The organism is Eubacterium ramulus, assembly GCF_003122485.1.
Classification (GTDB): Bacteria; Bacillota; Clostridia; order Lachnospirales; family Lachnospiraceae; genus Eubacterium_I; species Eubacterium_I ramulus_A.
In genome coordinates this window covers 16828-31765 of record NZ_JRFU01000104.1, presented here as the reverse complement: position 1 = coordinate 31765, position 14938 = coordinate 16828, and the positions used below count along the sequence as shown (strand labels likewise).

Sequence of the window (14938 nt, the reverse complement as noted above, 5' to 3'; positions counted from 1 at the left end):
TATTATTCTTTTAAGCTTAGGTTGTATCAAGTATCTTATAAGTAAGTCTAGCAAGTATATTAGCGAAAATGGAAAAAGCAGTATGGGAGCTGTTGTTGAACAGATACAGCAGACCTATGATCTTCAGGTGAGTGGATACTACAACCAGCTGCAGTTGGTTGAGGAATTTTTACTTCATGAGAGAGAGCTGTCTCTTGAAACGGATGTGAACAAAAGTTTCTTTGAAGCATGGGAAAAAGAATCGGAAAGTACACTTATATTCCTTCAGGAAAATGGTCAGGCAATATCAGCAGGTGGAACAAAAATGCGGATTGATATGCCAAGTAAACTTCTACTGGACTTAAAGAATGGATACAATATTGGAAAACTGGTGCGTCTTGATTATGATCAGAAGAAAATAGATGGTTATCTGGTTGCGATTCCATGTCAGGAATACACTATCAATGGAGAAACTTATACGGCAATTGGAACTGTGTATGATCATTCGAAACTGGATTCCATGTTAAAATTGAAAAGTTATCATGGGAAAGCATATTTGTTCATGCTGGATCATGACGGAAATATTACGTATACGAACCAGAGTGGAGATAAATACCTGCGTAATTATTCTTTGTTAAAACATTTAAAAGCGGAACAGGCTATTACAGAAGAAGAGGCTGATTTGTTCAAAAAGAAGTTTGATAACAGAGAATCCGGAGTTGTATTTTTAGGAAAACAGAACCCCTATTATCTGGGGTATTGCCCGATAGAAAGCAACAACACCATTTTGGTATGCATTGTGGCAAAGGGAGTTGTTGACAATGTGCTGACGAATTATCAGAAAACGGTGTTGTTTACAACAATACTCATGGCAGGGTTTATACTTTTACTTTTTACCGGATTATTCTACAGTATTTCCAGACTCAGTCTTGCAGATCAAAAAGCAGAATATGAAAAAAGAAATAATGAACTTCATTTACAAACAATGAAGGAAATGGAAGCAGTCAATCAAAAACTGAAAAAGGCAAAGAACGTTGCAACAGAGGCTTTACAGACAGCTGAAAATGCAAATAAGGCGAAAACGGATTTCCTGTCTAATATGTCACATGATATTCGTACACCTATGAATGCAATCATTGGTATTACGTCTTTGATCAGACATGATGCAGGTAATAAAGCAAAAGTTATAGAGTATGCAGATAAAATAGATATTTCATCACAGCATCTGTTAGGAATCATTAATGATATTTTGGATATGAGTAAGATTGAAGCAGGAAAAACAGTATTCAAGTATTCTGACTTTTCTATTCTGGATCTTGTACAGGAACTTGACACTATATTTCATACTCAAATATATGAAAAGCAGCAGACCCTTACAATCATAAAAGAAAATATTCAGCATGAGTGGGTGAATGGGGATCAGGTTCACCTGATGCAGATTTTCAGCAACCTGCTTTCCAATGCAGTGAAGTATACTCAGGAAGGTGGGGAAATTCAGTTCTTTGTAGAAGAATGTGAGACAAAGTCATCTGTCTATGCAAAGTATCGTTTCTTAGTTAGTGATAATGGTATGGGAATGTCGGCAGATTTCAAGGATACAATTTTTGATGCGTTTACCCGTGCGGAAAGTTCCCTTACAAATAAAATACAGGGAACCGGACTTGGAATGGCGATTACTAAGAATCTGGTTGAGGCAATGGGAGGTACCATTGATGTGGACAGTGAACCGGGACAGGGAAGCTGTTTTGAAGTTCTCCTGGATCTGAAGATTGCAGAGGATAGAACGGTTGCTCTGGCGGCACAAGAAGAAACAGATGAGCAGGATGGAAATATCCTTCAGGGAATGAAATTCCTGTGTGCAGAGGATAATGAGTTGAACGCAGAGATTCTGACGGAATTGTTAAAGATAGCAGGTGCGGAATGTACCATCTGTGAAAATGGCGAAGAGATTTTGAAAGCATTTGAACAGTCTGCTCCAGGTGATTATGACATGATCCTGATGGATGTGCAGATGCCTGTTATGAATGGTTATGAGGCAACGAAGGCAATCCGCAGAAGCTCCCATGAGCTGGCAAAGAAGATTCCGATCATTGCCATGACTGCCAATGCATTCTCAGAAGACATTCAGCATTCCCTTGCGGCTGGCATGAATGCACATGTTTCAAAACCGGTTGAGATGAAGGTGCTGGAAAAGACGATCAGAAGTATAAAATCAGGCGGGGGGGGTACCGAACCGCAGGTCACTGAACAGTGACGAATGGAAAGTAACCGGACATAGAAGAATCAAAAAGGATAGTTAGGGATAGACAGAAAATGAAAGGAAAAAGAGTGATTGCAGGCATTCTGCTTGTGGGAATTTTAGCAGTCACCCTGGCGGGGTGTAAAAACACAGACAGCAGTAAAAAAGAAACCGAAAAGCCGGTCATTACGCTTGGCAGTGACAATTATCCTCCATACAATTATCTGAATGAGGATGGTGTACCGACGGGAATCGATGTAGAACTGGCTACAGAAGCTTTCAAAAGAATGGGCTATCAGGTGGAGGTTGTCCAGATCAACTGGGAGAAAAAAAAGAACTGGTGGAGAGCGGAGAGATTGACTGTATCATGGGCTGCTTTTCTATGGAAGGGCGCCTTGACGATTACCGCTGGGCGGGACCATATATAGCAAGCCGTCAGGTGGTCGCTGTAAATGAGAATAGTGATATTTATAAACTGAGTGACCTGGAGGGAAAGAACCTGGCTGTCCAGTCCACAACCAAACCGGAAGGCATCTTTCTGAACCGGACGGATGAGAGAATCCCCAAGCTGGGCAATCTGATTAGTCTGGGACACAGGGAGCTGATCTATACATTTCTGGGAAAAGGATATGTAGACGCAGTCGCCGCACATGAGGAATCTGTTGTCCAGTATATGAAGGATTATGACGCAAGCTTCCGTATCCTGGAAGAACCTTTGATGATCACCGGAATAGGTGTTGCTTTTGCAAAAGATGATGACAGAGGAATCTGTGAGCAGATGAGCCAGACATTGGAAGAAATGCGTCAGGATGGCACATCCCTGAAAATCATTGAAAAATATCTGGATGATCCCCAGAAGTATCTGGAGGTGGATGATCTTGGATATTAAAAGAAAGAAAAAAGAAAAACGAATCCAGCTATTCGGTGGTCTGATTGGAATCTGTGTGGCTGTAGTTTCTCTGTTTTATTTCTTTCATGCGGAGAAAGCGGAAGCAGAGAAAAGAATGGTAGAGATTGTAAATTATGTCAAAGTGCAGTGTTCCACCTACACCCATTATAATGAATCTTCGGAATCCAAAAGTCTTCTCCGTGCCATTGAAAGTGCCCGACAGATGAGTACAAATATTAACATGGAAACAGAAAACGGCGGTCAGCTAAGCAAGGATTTTCTGAAAGAAAATCTGCAGACTCTCTGGGTTGATGGCATCATTGTACTGGATACAGAAGGAAAGACAGACTGTGAATACAGCACGGACGAGTCTCTGGCTAATGAGATTACGGAGTATCTGCAAAAAGAAATTATCATGGATTTTGCCGGATATGAAGAAAGATCTTATTCGGAACGTTTTATCAGAGAAGACGGGTCACGTATCGACATTGCAGCCTGTGCCAGAAAAGATACACCGGGTATCGTTGCTGTTTATTATTATACATCTCCGGAATTTGTCAGAAACTACACATTGACGATACAGGGGCTTTTAAACGGCTATAGTATCCAGAAAGATGGAACGATTATTGTTGCAGATGATGGAACAGTTGTTGCCAGCAATGATGAGAGTATGTTAGGGCAGAATACAGCCGACAACGAAGTTGTTCAGGCAATGAAAAAGCATACAGACAGTCAGCATATCTATCATTTTAGGAAGGAAGGAATGGGATGTTATGGAATCATGCTGAAGCAGCGGGATTATTATATCTACGCATATCTTCCGGATACGGAAGTGTTTTGTAATCTTCCATTAAGTGTAGCAGGTGTTATTTTTCTTTATTTTCTGATATTCAGTATATTTTTGTTCTGGGGTCACAGAACCAATCAGGCACATCAGAAACAGGAGCAGGAAAAAGATGAAAAATATAAAGCAGAACTTCTGACAGCAGCAAAAAAGGCAGAAGCCGCCAATGAGGCAAAAACAGAGTTTCTTCAGCGGATGAGCCATGATATCAGGACTCCGATTAATGGAATCTACGGTTTGATCAATATGGCAGACCATTATGCAGATGATATGGAGAAGCAGAAGGAATACAGAACAAAGGTTAAAGCGGCAGCCAATTTGTTGCTGGAACTGGTAAATGATGTTCTGGATATGAGTAAGCTGGAGTCTGGTGAAGTTGTTCTGGAAGAGGTTCCATTTAATCTGAGCAAAATCTCTGAGGAAGTGCTTGTCGTAATTGAACAGATTGCTGCAGAACAGAATATCCGGATTGTATGGGAGAAAAAAGAAATCACACACCGTGATCTTATTGGAAGCCCGGGGTATGTGAAACGTGTGATGATGAATTTCCTGTCCAATGCAGTGAAATATAACAGAGAAAATGGACATATTTATCTTAGCTACATGGAAATCCCATCCGAACAGCCGGAAATGACGACAATGGAATTTGTCTGCCGGGATACAGGAATCGGAATGACTGAGGAGTTCCAGAAACATATTTTTGAACCATTTGCACAGGAATATACGGGAAGCCGCACAAAGTTTGCCGGAACCGGACTGGGAATGGCCATTGCAAGGAAGCTGGTCGAGAAAATGGGTGGAACCATTACTTTTGAAAGTGAAAAAGGCGTAGGGACGACATTTGTGATCCGGGTTCCATTTAAAATAGATCCGGATGCGGATAAACGTGAAGAACAGAAGGATGTATCCGAAAAATCTATAAAGGGATTGCATATTCTTCTGGCGGAAGATAATGAGCTGAATATGGAAATCGCTGAATTTATGCTTCAGAATGAGGGCGCGGACGTGATTAAAGCGTGGAATGGGCAGGAAGCGGTTGAGCTGTTCAGAAAAAGTGAACCTGGTGAATTTGATGTCATTCTTATGGACATTATGATGCCGGTAATGAATGGTTATGAAGCTACAAAGATGATCAGGTCTCTGGACAGAGAGGATGCAAAGGAGGTACCGATCATTGCAATGACAGCAAATGCGTTCACGGAGGACAGAATAAGAGCAAAAGCAGCAGGGATGGATGAACATGTTGCTAAGCCAGTTGATGTGGAATTGCTGATAAAAGTAATTCATAAATTGGTGAATGATTGATAGAGCAGTGTCAAATAAGCGGTGAAATATAGACAGGAGGACTAAAATATGACAATGCAAGAGTGTTATGAAGCTAAGAAGGGACTGTAGCATTAAGTGATGCGACATGACTTTCTGCCTTGAATCAAGTGCTTGGAAGATCATAAAAAACGAGTGGATAAAGGAAAGAAAAATGTGGATAAAAAACAAAAAATACTGATTGTAGATGATGCAAAATTTAACAGGGACATATTGAAGGAGATTCTTGGAGATGCTTATAACTATCTGGAAGCCGAAAACGGAAATCAGGCAATCCAGATGATAGGAGAAAATATTGGAATTGATCTGATGCTTTTAGATATCAATATGCCACAGATGAATGGTTTTGAAGTCTTGAAAATAATGAAAAGAAGCCAGTGTATTGCTGAAACTCCTGTAATCATGATATCTTCTGAAGATGCTGTTGATACTATGCGTAAGGCATATGAGCTGGGAATCACAGATTATATCACACGACCGTTTGATTCTGTGATTGTAAAGAAAAGAGTCCAAAACACTTTAGGGCTCTATGCGAATCAAAAGCATCTGATTAATGTAGTTTATAATCAGGTTTACGAAAAAGAAGAAAATAATAACATCATGATCCAGATTATGAGTAATATATTGGGATCCCGCAACAGCGAGAGCAGAGAACACATCCTGCATATTAAAACAGCAACGGAGATGATGCTGAGACAACTGGTAAAAGTAACAGATGCTTATCCTTTGACAGAGACAGATATTGCTTTGATTACAACTGCTTCTTCCCTTCATGATATTGGTAAGATTCGTATTCCGGAAGAAATATTGAATAAGCCAGGCAGACTTACCGATGAAGAATTTCAAATTATGAAAACCCATAGTGAGCTTGGCGCAGCTATAATTAAGGATATGGACTTTCCACAAGATCATCCACTGGTGCATACCGCATGGGAAATCAGCAGATGGCACCATGAAAGATGGGACGGAAAGGGTTATCCGGATGGCTTGAAAGGTGAAGAAATACCAATCTCTGCACAGGTGGTATCAATTGTCGATGTTTATGACGCACTTACAAGTGAAAGATGTTATAAGAAAGCATTTGATCATGACACAGCGATTCAAATGATCCTGGATGGGCAATGCGGACAATTTAACCCCATCCTTCTGAAATGTTTGAAAGAACTGAGGCTTCAATTTTCAAATATGTTTGATAAGGAAATGGATGAAAATAGCTATTACCATGAAGTACAGAGACTTTCTAATGAAATACTTAGCGACAGATCTTTGCCGAGCCAAAACTATTCACAGAGTGTTGTCAAGGTCATGCAGGAAAAGATCGATTTCTTTAAATCAAACAGTGGAATGAACTCAATTGATTACAATGCAATTTCAGGCCAATTAACTATCTTAAACGGAGAACATCAGATATTATGTCAGAGAGATAATCCGAAATTCAATTTGCTCAAAGAATTTGGAGTAAATGAAGAAGATGTTCAATGTATTCGTGTTTTATTACATCAGACATCTGTACAAAATAAAGAAATATCTGCCACGATAAAAGCGACGGTGGATAATAACAGTCAGATGTATAGAATGAAATTGCATACATTGTGGTCGCCTTTAAAGAAGGATGGATACATTGGAATCATTGGATATTTTGACACTGTAAAATAAATATGAAGATTACAATCATAGAGTGTATGGAACCAAATCCATACGCTCTTTTTTTTGAAAGTGGTAGCTGAAATTGACTTTATTCGCACTTGGGATTATAATTTAAAAATAGAAACATAATTGATCGTGAACTCACTATAATATGGAGATGAAGGCATGGAATATCTTTCAATCAGTCAAACAGCTGAAAAATGGGGACTGTCGAAACGACGAGTGCAGGTTCTTTGCTCTGAAAAAAGCAGTGAGACGGCAGATCTTTTTATGTCAGTTATCATGTATCGTTTAAAAGAAAATGGTAGAGCAGCGGTAATTCTGCCAGATGGATTTTTATTTGGAACAGACAATGCAAAAGTAGCAATTAAAACAAAACTGTTTTCTGAGTTTAACCGAATCAAGTAAGTCCCCTGCTTCAATTGCGAAAAGCAATAAGCAGTGGGTGGGGACTTGCTTGTATCAGGAGGAGTGCAAGCTCCTTCTGATAAACTGCGGAGCAGTTATTCGGTTATGAGCAAGTAGCGAAGCGGATTGCGAATATCCGCTTGACTGTACATACAATTGTACGTATGCCTGGAAGTGTTTTTTCTCCGTATACATCAATCACATAGGTGTTTTATAAACACCACAAACCTTTTGATTTTAAGGGCACTAAAAAAGCCTAATTCTTTTTTCGAAGAATTAGACTTTTTCAGTGCCCTTGATTTATAAGGCTTCTGCACCAAATTAAGTAATGCGGAAGATGGGACTTGAAGAAATTGTTCCCTACGCAAATCAAGAAAAGAAAGGCCTTCGGCGCACTGTCTAATCGTTACGTGTTCAAAACGTGTTCAAAGAATATGAGCAGTCTGGTGAGTAGATGTGTCAGGTCCTTTTCCTTTCGGGCCTTCCGCATTATTTGGCCCAAAGCGGTTAAATCGTCAATCGGCATAATCGTTCACCTCAACAATATTGTATCGTTCCGATTCTTGCAAAGGAATAACCTTATCATGCTTGTACAGAGGTATGATTATACCGATTTTAAAACAATGATAAGCGCTACATTATAGAATTACATTCATTCCTACATCAAAAACAAGAGTTTGTTGTATAGAATCATAATATGGCTGAGTCAGTCCTCACCTCCGGGGCTGTCTCTTTTTTTATAAAAACTTATACAATCTTAGTTTCGATTGCAGGACCCTTTTCCCCACTTAATACTTTAAGCGGTATTATGGCCTTGCAAGAAAGAAATGAGGTGAACAATTATGAGCATTACAAATGCGGCGAGAAGATTTGAAGAGAGATTTGACGCAAAAGCGGAGCGCTTTATTTGGCATCATCCGCTACTTGGCTTCATCGCCATTTTTGTTGGAATGCCATTACTGGTTTTGGCGTGTGTCTGTATCAGTACGATTGTTGTCGCCTTTCCTATGGCATGGCTTTTGGGTTGGTTGTAATCTTTATTTCATCTTTAAACGCACAAAAGATGACTAATGCCATTTTTAGAGGAAAGGTTTTATGATATGGGGGACAACAAAAAAGGAGGATGAATCTTATGCAAATGCTAATTGCACTCATAGGTGTATGTGCGGCAGCAATGCTGCTGTGGTATGTCTATATTTTAATGAAGGGAGATGATCAGACATGAGCACCATGATTCAGTATGTTTTATACCTTGCCATTCTGGTTGTTTTGGCAATTCCGCTTGGCGCATACATAAAAAACGTCATGAGCGGCGAGAAAACTTTTTTGTCCAAAGTTCTGACACCGTGTGAAAACCTGATTTACAAGGTTATGCGTGTAGACAGAGAAGAACAGATGACATGGAAAAAATATGCGGTAAGTGTAATGATTTTTTTCGGTATCGGGCTTGTTTTTCTGTTCCTGCTTCAACTTCTGCAGGGAGTTCTTCCCGGAAACCCGCAGAATCTTTCCGGTGTGAAATGGGATTTGGCATTTAACACTTCTGCAAGTTTCATTACCAATACAAACTGGCAGGCATATTCCGGTGAATCCACATTGAGTTATCTTACTCAGGCTTTAGGTCTGACTGTTCAGAACTTTGTTTCCGCAGCTACAGGTATCGCCGTTCTATTTGCATTGATCCGTGGCTTTATCAAGGTGAAATCCTCCGGGTTGGGAAGCTTTTGGGTGGACTTGATCCGCATTGTGGTTCACATCCTACTCCCGCTAAATCTGGTCATTTCTCTGTTGCTGGTAGGCGGCGGCGTGATTCAGAACCTGAAAAGTGCAGAAACAGTATCCCTTGTAGAACCGATTGCCGTCAGTGCAGAAGGCGAAATCCTTGAGGATGCGGTAATTGACTTAGACACCGAAACCGTCACTGTAGATGGCGAAATCGTTTCGAATGCACAGATCGTCACCGAGCAGTTCGTACCGATGGGTCCTGCGGCCAGCCAGGTCGCAATCAAACAGACCGGCACCAACGGCGGCGGTTATATGGGCGTCAACTCCGCACATCCTTTGGAAAATTCCAATGCCTTTACCAATCTGATCGAAATGATTTCCATTCTACTGATTCCGGCGGCACTGTGTTTCACATTCGGTTCTGCGGTAAAGAACAAGAGGCAGGGTATTGCAATCTTTATGGCAATGTTTCTCTGTCTGGTTGTTGCCTTGGGCTGCATCGCCGTTACTGAACAGGTTGGAACATCCCAGCTTGCACAAAACGGCGCAGTCAATATGTCAATGGCAGAACAGGCAGGCGGCAATATGGAGGGCAAGGAGACTCGCTTCGGCATTGCAGCGTCCTCTACCTGGGCAGCCTTCACCACAGCAGCTTCTAACGGCTCTGTAAATTCCATGCATGACAGCTACACGCCGCTTGCCGGTATGGTGACTATGCTGCTGATGCAGCTTGGCGAGGTTATTTTCGGCGGCGTGGGCTGCGGCCTTTACGGTATGCTTGCTTTTGCCATTCTGGCGGTGTTTATTGCCGGTCTGATGGTAGGCCGCACGCCGGAATTCCTTGGCAAAAAAATTGAGCCTTATGAGATGAAATGGTCGGTACTGGTTTGCCTTGCAACGCCCATTGCAATTCTAGTCGGCAGCGGCCTTGCCGCTGTAGTACCCTCTGTCATGGATAGCCTGAATAACGGCGGTGCCCACGGTTTCTCTGAAATGCTGTATGCCTACTCATCCTGTGGCGGCAATAACGGCTCTGCCTTTGCCGGTTTCAATGCGAATACCGTATTTCTGAATGTAAGCCTGGGGCTGATGATGCTCTTTGCCCGGTTTCTGCCCATCATCGGCACACTTGCAATCGCAGGCAGCCTGGCTGGGAAAAAGAAAATTGCCACGACTGCGGGCACCTTGTCTACTACAAATGGAATGTTTGTTTTCCTGCTGATTGTTGTGGTATTGCTGATCGGTGCGCTGAGCTTCTTCCCGGCGCTTGCCCTTGGTCCGCTTGCTGAGTTCTTTGGCAGTATTACGTAAAGGAGGTTTACAGATATGCGTACAAAACAGAAAAGCGCTTTTGCCGACTGGAAAATGCTCGGCAGGGCAATGAAAGATTCTTTTGTGAAATTGAGTCCGAAAACACAGGCAAAAAACCCAGTCATGTTTCTGGTTTTTGTGTCTGCGATCTTGACCAGTATCCTTTGGGTGGTATCCCTGTTCGGGTTAAAAGACGCTCCAAGCGGATATACACTGGCGATTGCCATTATACTTTGGTTTACCGTGCTATTTGCCAACTTTGCCGAGGCTATTGCAGAAGGCCGTGGTAAAGCACAGGCAGATTCTCTCCGGGCATCCCGAAAAGATGTGGACGCACATAAAATTCCCTCCGTATCGCAGAAGGACAGCGTGACTGTGGTTCCATCCGCCCTGCTGAAAAAGGGGGAACTGGTGATTGTCAAAGCCGGAGAGCAGATTCCGGCAGACGGTGAAGTCATAGAAGGTGCGGCATCTGTGGATGAAAGCGCCATCACCGGCGAATCCGCTCCTGTAATTCGTGAGGCAGGCGGCGACCGCAGCGCTGTAACCGGCGGCACCTCTGTACTGTCGGATTGGATCGTTGTCAGAGTGACCAACGAAGCCGGAGAAAGCTTTCTCGACAAGATGATTGCGATGGTAGAAGGTGCTGCCCGAAAGAAGACGCCCAACGAAATTGCTTTGCAGATTTTTCTGGTAGCCTTGTCCATTATCTTTATCTTGGTGACAGTCTCCCTCTACACTTATTCCATTTTTTCTGCAAAGCTGGCGGGAATTGAGAATCCAACCTCTGTAACAACTTTGGTAGCGCTGCTGGTATGCCTTGCTCCTACTACCATTGGTGCCTTGCTTTCTGCCATCGGTATTGCCGGTATGTCCAGACTGAACCAGGCAAATGTTCTGGCCATGAGTGGACGTGCCATTGAAGCCGCCGGTGATGTAGACATTCTGATGCTTGACAAAACCGGAACAATCACCCTGGGCAATCGACAGGCATCGGAGTTCATTCCGGTAGATGGTGTTGATATTCAGGAACTGGCGGACGCCGCTCAGCTTTCTTCTCTGTCCGATGAAACCCCCGAGGGCAGAAGCGTTGTTGTGCTGGCAAAGGAGCAGTTTGGAATTCGTGGCAGAAGCCTTCAGGACAAGAATATGCACTTTGTCCCATTTACTGCCGTGACTCGTATGAGCGGCGTCGACTTTGACGGCAACGAAATCCGAAAAGGCGCAGCAGATGCCATGCAGAGTTATGTGACCCATGCAGGCGGAATGTATTCTCCAGACTGTGATCGTGTTGTCAAGTCTATTGCGTCCAAGGGCGGCACACCTTTAGTTGTGGCTAAGAACCACAAGATTCTCGGTGTTATCTATTTGAAGGATATTATCAAGCAGGGTGTGAAGGAGAAATTCTCAGATCTGCGGAAAATGGGCATCAAGACCATTATGATCACCGGCGACAATCCGATTACTGCTGCGGCCATTGCTGCCGAGGCCGGTGTGGATGACTTCCTTGCGGAAGCAACGCCGGAAGGAAAGCTGGCAATGATTCGTGATTTTCAGGCCAAGGGTCATTTGGTCGCCATGACAGGCGACGGCACCAACGACGCTCCGGCTTTGGCACAAGCAGATGTTGCAGTTGCCATGAACAGCGGCACACAAGCAGCAAAAGAAGCAGGTAACATGGTGGATTTGGACTCTTCACCCACAAAACTAATCGACATTGTTCGCATCGGCAAACAGCTTTTGATGACACGAGGCAGCCTGACTACCTTCTCCATTGCCAACGATGTGGCAAAATACTTTGCCATTATTCCGGCGCTGTTTATGGGACTTTATCCGGGACTGTCTGCTCTGAATATTATGGGGCTACATTCCCCGCAAAGCGCTGTCCTCTCTGCGATTATTTATAATGCACTCATCATTATTGCGCTCATTCCGTTGGCGCTAAAAGGTGTGAAATATCGTGAAGTTGCTGCTGGAAAGCTGCTGTCACGGAACCTGCTGGTTTATGGTCTGGGCGGTCTGGCGGCTCCCTTTATCTTTGTGAAACTGATTGATGTTCTGCTGGTGTTCACCGGCCTGGTATAAGGAGGGATATATCATGAAAACAATAAAAAGTGTATTACCAAAGGCAGGTATGATCTTTTTAATCTTTACTCTGCTGTGCGGCGTGATCTATACGGGTGTTGTCACAGGAATTGCTCAGCTTATTTTCTCGGATAATGCCAATGGAAGTATTATTGAAGTAGATGGGAAAAAATACGGCTGTGAGTTGCTGGGGCAGCAATATACGGATGAGTCCCATATGTGGGGGCGCATTATGAATATCGATGTTTCTACCTATACAGATGAAAACGGAAAGGCGCTGATGTATGCCGCCCCATCTAACATCTCTCCGGCAAGCGAGGAGTATGCACAGCTCGTGGCAGAGCGGGTGGAAAAGCTCCGGGCTGCCGACCCGGATATGGATAAAACAGCTGTTCCGGTGGATCTTGTTACTTGTTCCGGCAGTGGGCTTGATCCCCATATTTCCCCGGCAGCAGCGGAATATCAGGTAGCACGCATTGCAAAGGCAAATGATATGACCGAAGATGAAGTGCGTGAGATCATCCAAAACTGCACCGACGGACGATTCCTTGGCATCTTTGGTGAAGAGACCGTCAATGTGCTGGAAGTCAATCTGATGCTGGACGGTATTCTGGAGGGGTGAAATGAACATAGCTAAAATCATGATTCCCAAAATCTCCACTGTATTTCTTCATGAAAAGGATACGATTCGTCAGGGATTGGAACGGTTTATGGTACATGGATATACCGCTGTCCCGGTACTGAATGATCAGGAACAGTATATTGGAAGCGTGACGGAGGGAGATTTCCTCCGCCACCTTCTTATTTGCCAGACAACAGACTTGAAAGTACAGGAGGGATACCGACTTGGCAGCATTGTTCGCAGAGATTTTTGCCCTGCGTTACAAATAGATGCAGATTTCGAGCAGGTTGTAACTTCAATGCTGAATCAGAATTTTGTCCCCATCGTTGATGGCCGGAATGTTCTATGCGGGATTCTGACAAGGAAACGGCTGATTGAATTTCTGGCACAAGCTCGTGATAAAAAAGAATAAGTCCTGCATCTTTAGACGGCCTTAATACAGATACGCATTCTCTTTTACCTTCTTTACGCCCTTTGATTTATGATTAAGGGCACATAAAGGGGTATAAAGGAGGATTGCAGTTATGAGGGCAGTGTTGTTAAAAAGGAAGTTGACTTCGTTTCAAATTATCATCTTCGGTTTTTCCGGGGTGATTCTTTTTGGTACTTTCCTTTTAATGCTACCGTTTTCCAGTCGCAGCGGACTGGCAACGCCTTTCTCGGAGGCATTGTTTACTTCTACTTCAGCAGTCTGTGTAACCGGACTCATTATACATGATACGGCAACATACTGGTCGGCTTTCGGCCAGTTTGTCATTTTACTGCTGATTCAGATTGGAGGCATGGGGGTTATTACCGTAGCCGCATCCTTTGCAATGATTTCCGGTCGGAAGATTTCTTTGATGCAGCGCAGTACCATGCAGGAGGCGATTTCAGCGCCAAAGGTAGGGGGAATCGTTCGCCTGACTGGCTTTATCGTCAGGGTGACACTGGTGATGGAACTGCTGTGTGCAGCCGTGATGGCGCCGGTGTTTTGCCGTGATTTCGGGAAAAAGGGACTTTGGATGGCACTGTTTCATTCCGTGTCCGCTTTTTGTAACGCAGGCTTTGATCTATTGGGTGTGCGCACTCCCTTTTCCTCCCTGACCAGCTATGCAGCAAATCCCGTCATAAACTTTACGATTATGTTCTTAATTGTGTTTGGCGGCATCGGCTTTCTGACTTGGGATGATATTCGGACAAATCGATTGCATTTGCGCAAATATCGGATGCAGAGCAAGGTGATTCTTTGTACCACAGCGGTTTTATTGATTGTTTCGGCAATGTACTTTTATTTTTTTGAGTTTGCTGATCTTACCCGAAAGGAACGGCTTTTATCTTCTCTTTTTCAAGCTGTAACACCACGAACGGCTGGCTTTAATACGGTGGAATTAACTGATTTGAGTGAGGCGGGACAATTTATCACCATTGCGCTGATGCTGATCGGCGGTAGTCCCGGGTCTACTGCAGGCGGTTTGAAAACAACAACCATTGCTGTTTTGCTTACTACGGCAATTTCCACTTTTCGGCGCAGAGAAAATGCAAACCTCTTTGGACGTCGCATTGATGATGATGTCGTAAAAAATGCAGCGACAATTTCGCTTATGTATATCACGTTATGTTGTACCGGTGGCCTTATCATCAGCGTTTCCGAAGGACTTCCCATGCTTACCTGCCTTTTTGAAACTGCCTCAGCTGTTGGCACAGTTGGCCTGTCCCTGGGAATTACGCCGGAACTGAATCTGCTCTCACGGAGTGTTTTGATTCTGCTGATGTTTTTTGGACGAGTCGGTGGCCTTACATTAATTTTTGCGGCCTTGTCCAGTGCACAAAAGAAAGTTTCAAAACTACCAAAGGAAAAAATAACAGTAGGATAAAGGAGACATT

10 protein-coding genes and 2 pseudogenes are annotated in these 14938 nt (G+C 43.4%); 11 read left to right on the top strand and 1 reads right to left on the bottom strand.

The window, feature by feature from the left end; translation table 11 throughout:
* Positions 1–82 precede the first annotated feature (82 nt).
* The 5 genes and pseudogenes from LG34_RS09210 to LG34_RS17140 all read left to right on the top strand — a co-directional run bounded on the left by LG34_RS09210 (position 83) and on the right by LG34_RS17140 (position 7329).
* On the top strand, positions 83–2233 hold the full coding sequence (locus LG34_RS09210; protein WP_109215815.1) for an ATP-binding protein: 2151 nt from the start codon (positions 83–85) through the stop codon (positions 2231–2233).
* Between the two features lie 59 nt (positions 2234–2292).
* Positions 2293–3107: pseudogene (locus tag LG34_RS17490) on the top strand (substrate-binding periplasmic protein).
* On the top strand, positions 3091–5256 hold the full coding sequence (locus tag LG34_RS09200) for an ATP-binding protein (protein WP_109215814.1): 2166 nt from the start codon (positions 3091–3093) through the stop codon (positions 5254–5256). Before LG34_RS17490 ends, LG34_RS09200 begins: the two are co-directional and overlap by 17 nt.
* A gap of 174 nt (positions 5257–5430) precedes the next feature.
* Complete coding sequence (locus LG34_RS09195; RefSeq protein ID WP_109215826.1) at positions 5431–6930, top strand: response regulator; 1500 nt, start codon at positions 5431–5433, stop codon at positions 6928–6930.
* A gap of 156 nt (positions 6931–7086) precedes the next feature.
* Positions 7087–7329, top strand: coding sequence for an N-6 DNA methylase (locus tag LG34_RS17140; protein ID WP_242979850.1), 243 nt, complete (start codon positions 7087–7089; stop codon positions 7327–7329).
* 457 nt (positions 7330–7786) lie between these two features.
* Here the strand turns inward: LG34_RS17140 and LG34_RS09185 are convergent.
* Positions 7787–7855, bottom strand: a pseudogene (locus tag LG34_RS09185) (XRE family transcriptional regulator); the annotation flags it as partial.
* Positions 7856–8171: 316 nt separating this feature from the next.
* Between LG34_RS09185 and LG34_RS09180 the strand changes: the two are divergent.
* The 6 genes from LG34_RS09180 (at position 8172) to LG34_RS09155 (ending at position 14928) form a co-directional block, all read left to right on the top strand.
* Entirely contained in the window at positions 8172–8363 is a 192-nt protein-coding gene (locus LG34_RS09180; protein WP_109215813.1) for a hypothetical protein, read from the top strand.
* Between the two features lie 187 nt (positions 8364–8550).
* Positions 8551–10365 (top strand): potassium-transporting ATPase subunit KdpA, encoded by a 1815-nt coding sequence (gene kdpA / locus LG34_RS09175; RefSeq protein ID WP_109215812.1) that lies wholly within the window; start codon positions 8551–8553, stop codon positions 10363–10365.
* Between the two features lie 15 nt (positions 10366–10380).
* Positions 10381–12450, top strand: coding sequence for a potassium-transporting ATPase subunit KdpB (gene kdpB, locus LG34_RS09170; RefSeq protein ID WP_109215811.1), 2070 nt, complete (start codon positions 10381–10383; stop codon positions 12448–12450).
* 13 nt (positions 12451–12463) lie between these two features.
* The gene (gene kdpC / locus LG34_RS09165) at positions 12464–13072 is read left to right on the top strand and encodes a potassium-transporting ATPase subunit KdpC (RefSeq protein ID WP_109215810.1); all 609 of its coding nucleotides are present in this window, start codon (positions 12464–12466) and stop codon (positions 13070–13072) included.
* Between the two features lies 1 nt (position 13073).
* On the top strand, positions 13074–13484 hold the full coding sequence (locus LG34_RS09160; RefSeq protein ID WP_109215809.1) for a CBS domain-containing protein: 411 nt from the start codon (positions 13074–13076) through the stop codon (positions 13482–13484).
* Positions 13485–13596: 112 nt separating this feature from the next.
* Positions 13597–14928 (top strand): TrkH family potassium uptake protein, encoded by a 1332-nt coding sequence (locus LG34_RS09155; RefSeq protein ID WP_109215808.1) that lies wholly within the window; start codon positions 13597–13599, stop codon positions 14926–14928.
* The last annotated feature ends 10 nt before the right edge of the window (positions 14929–14938 follow it).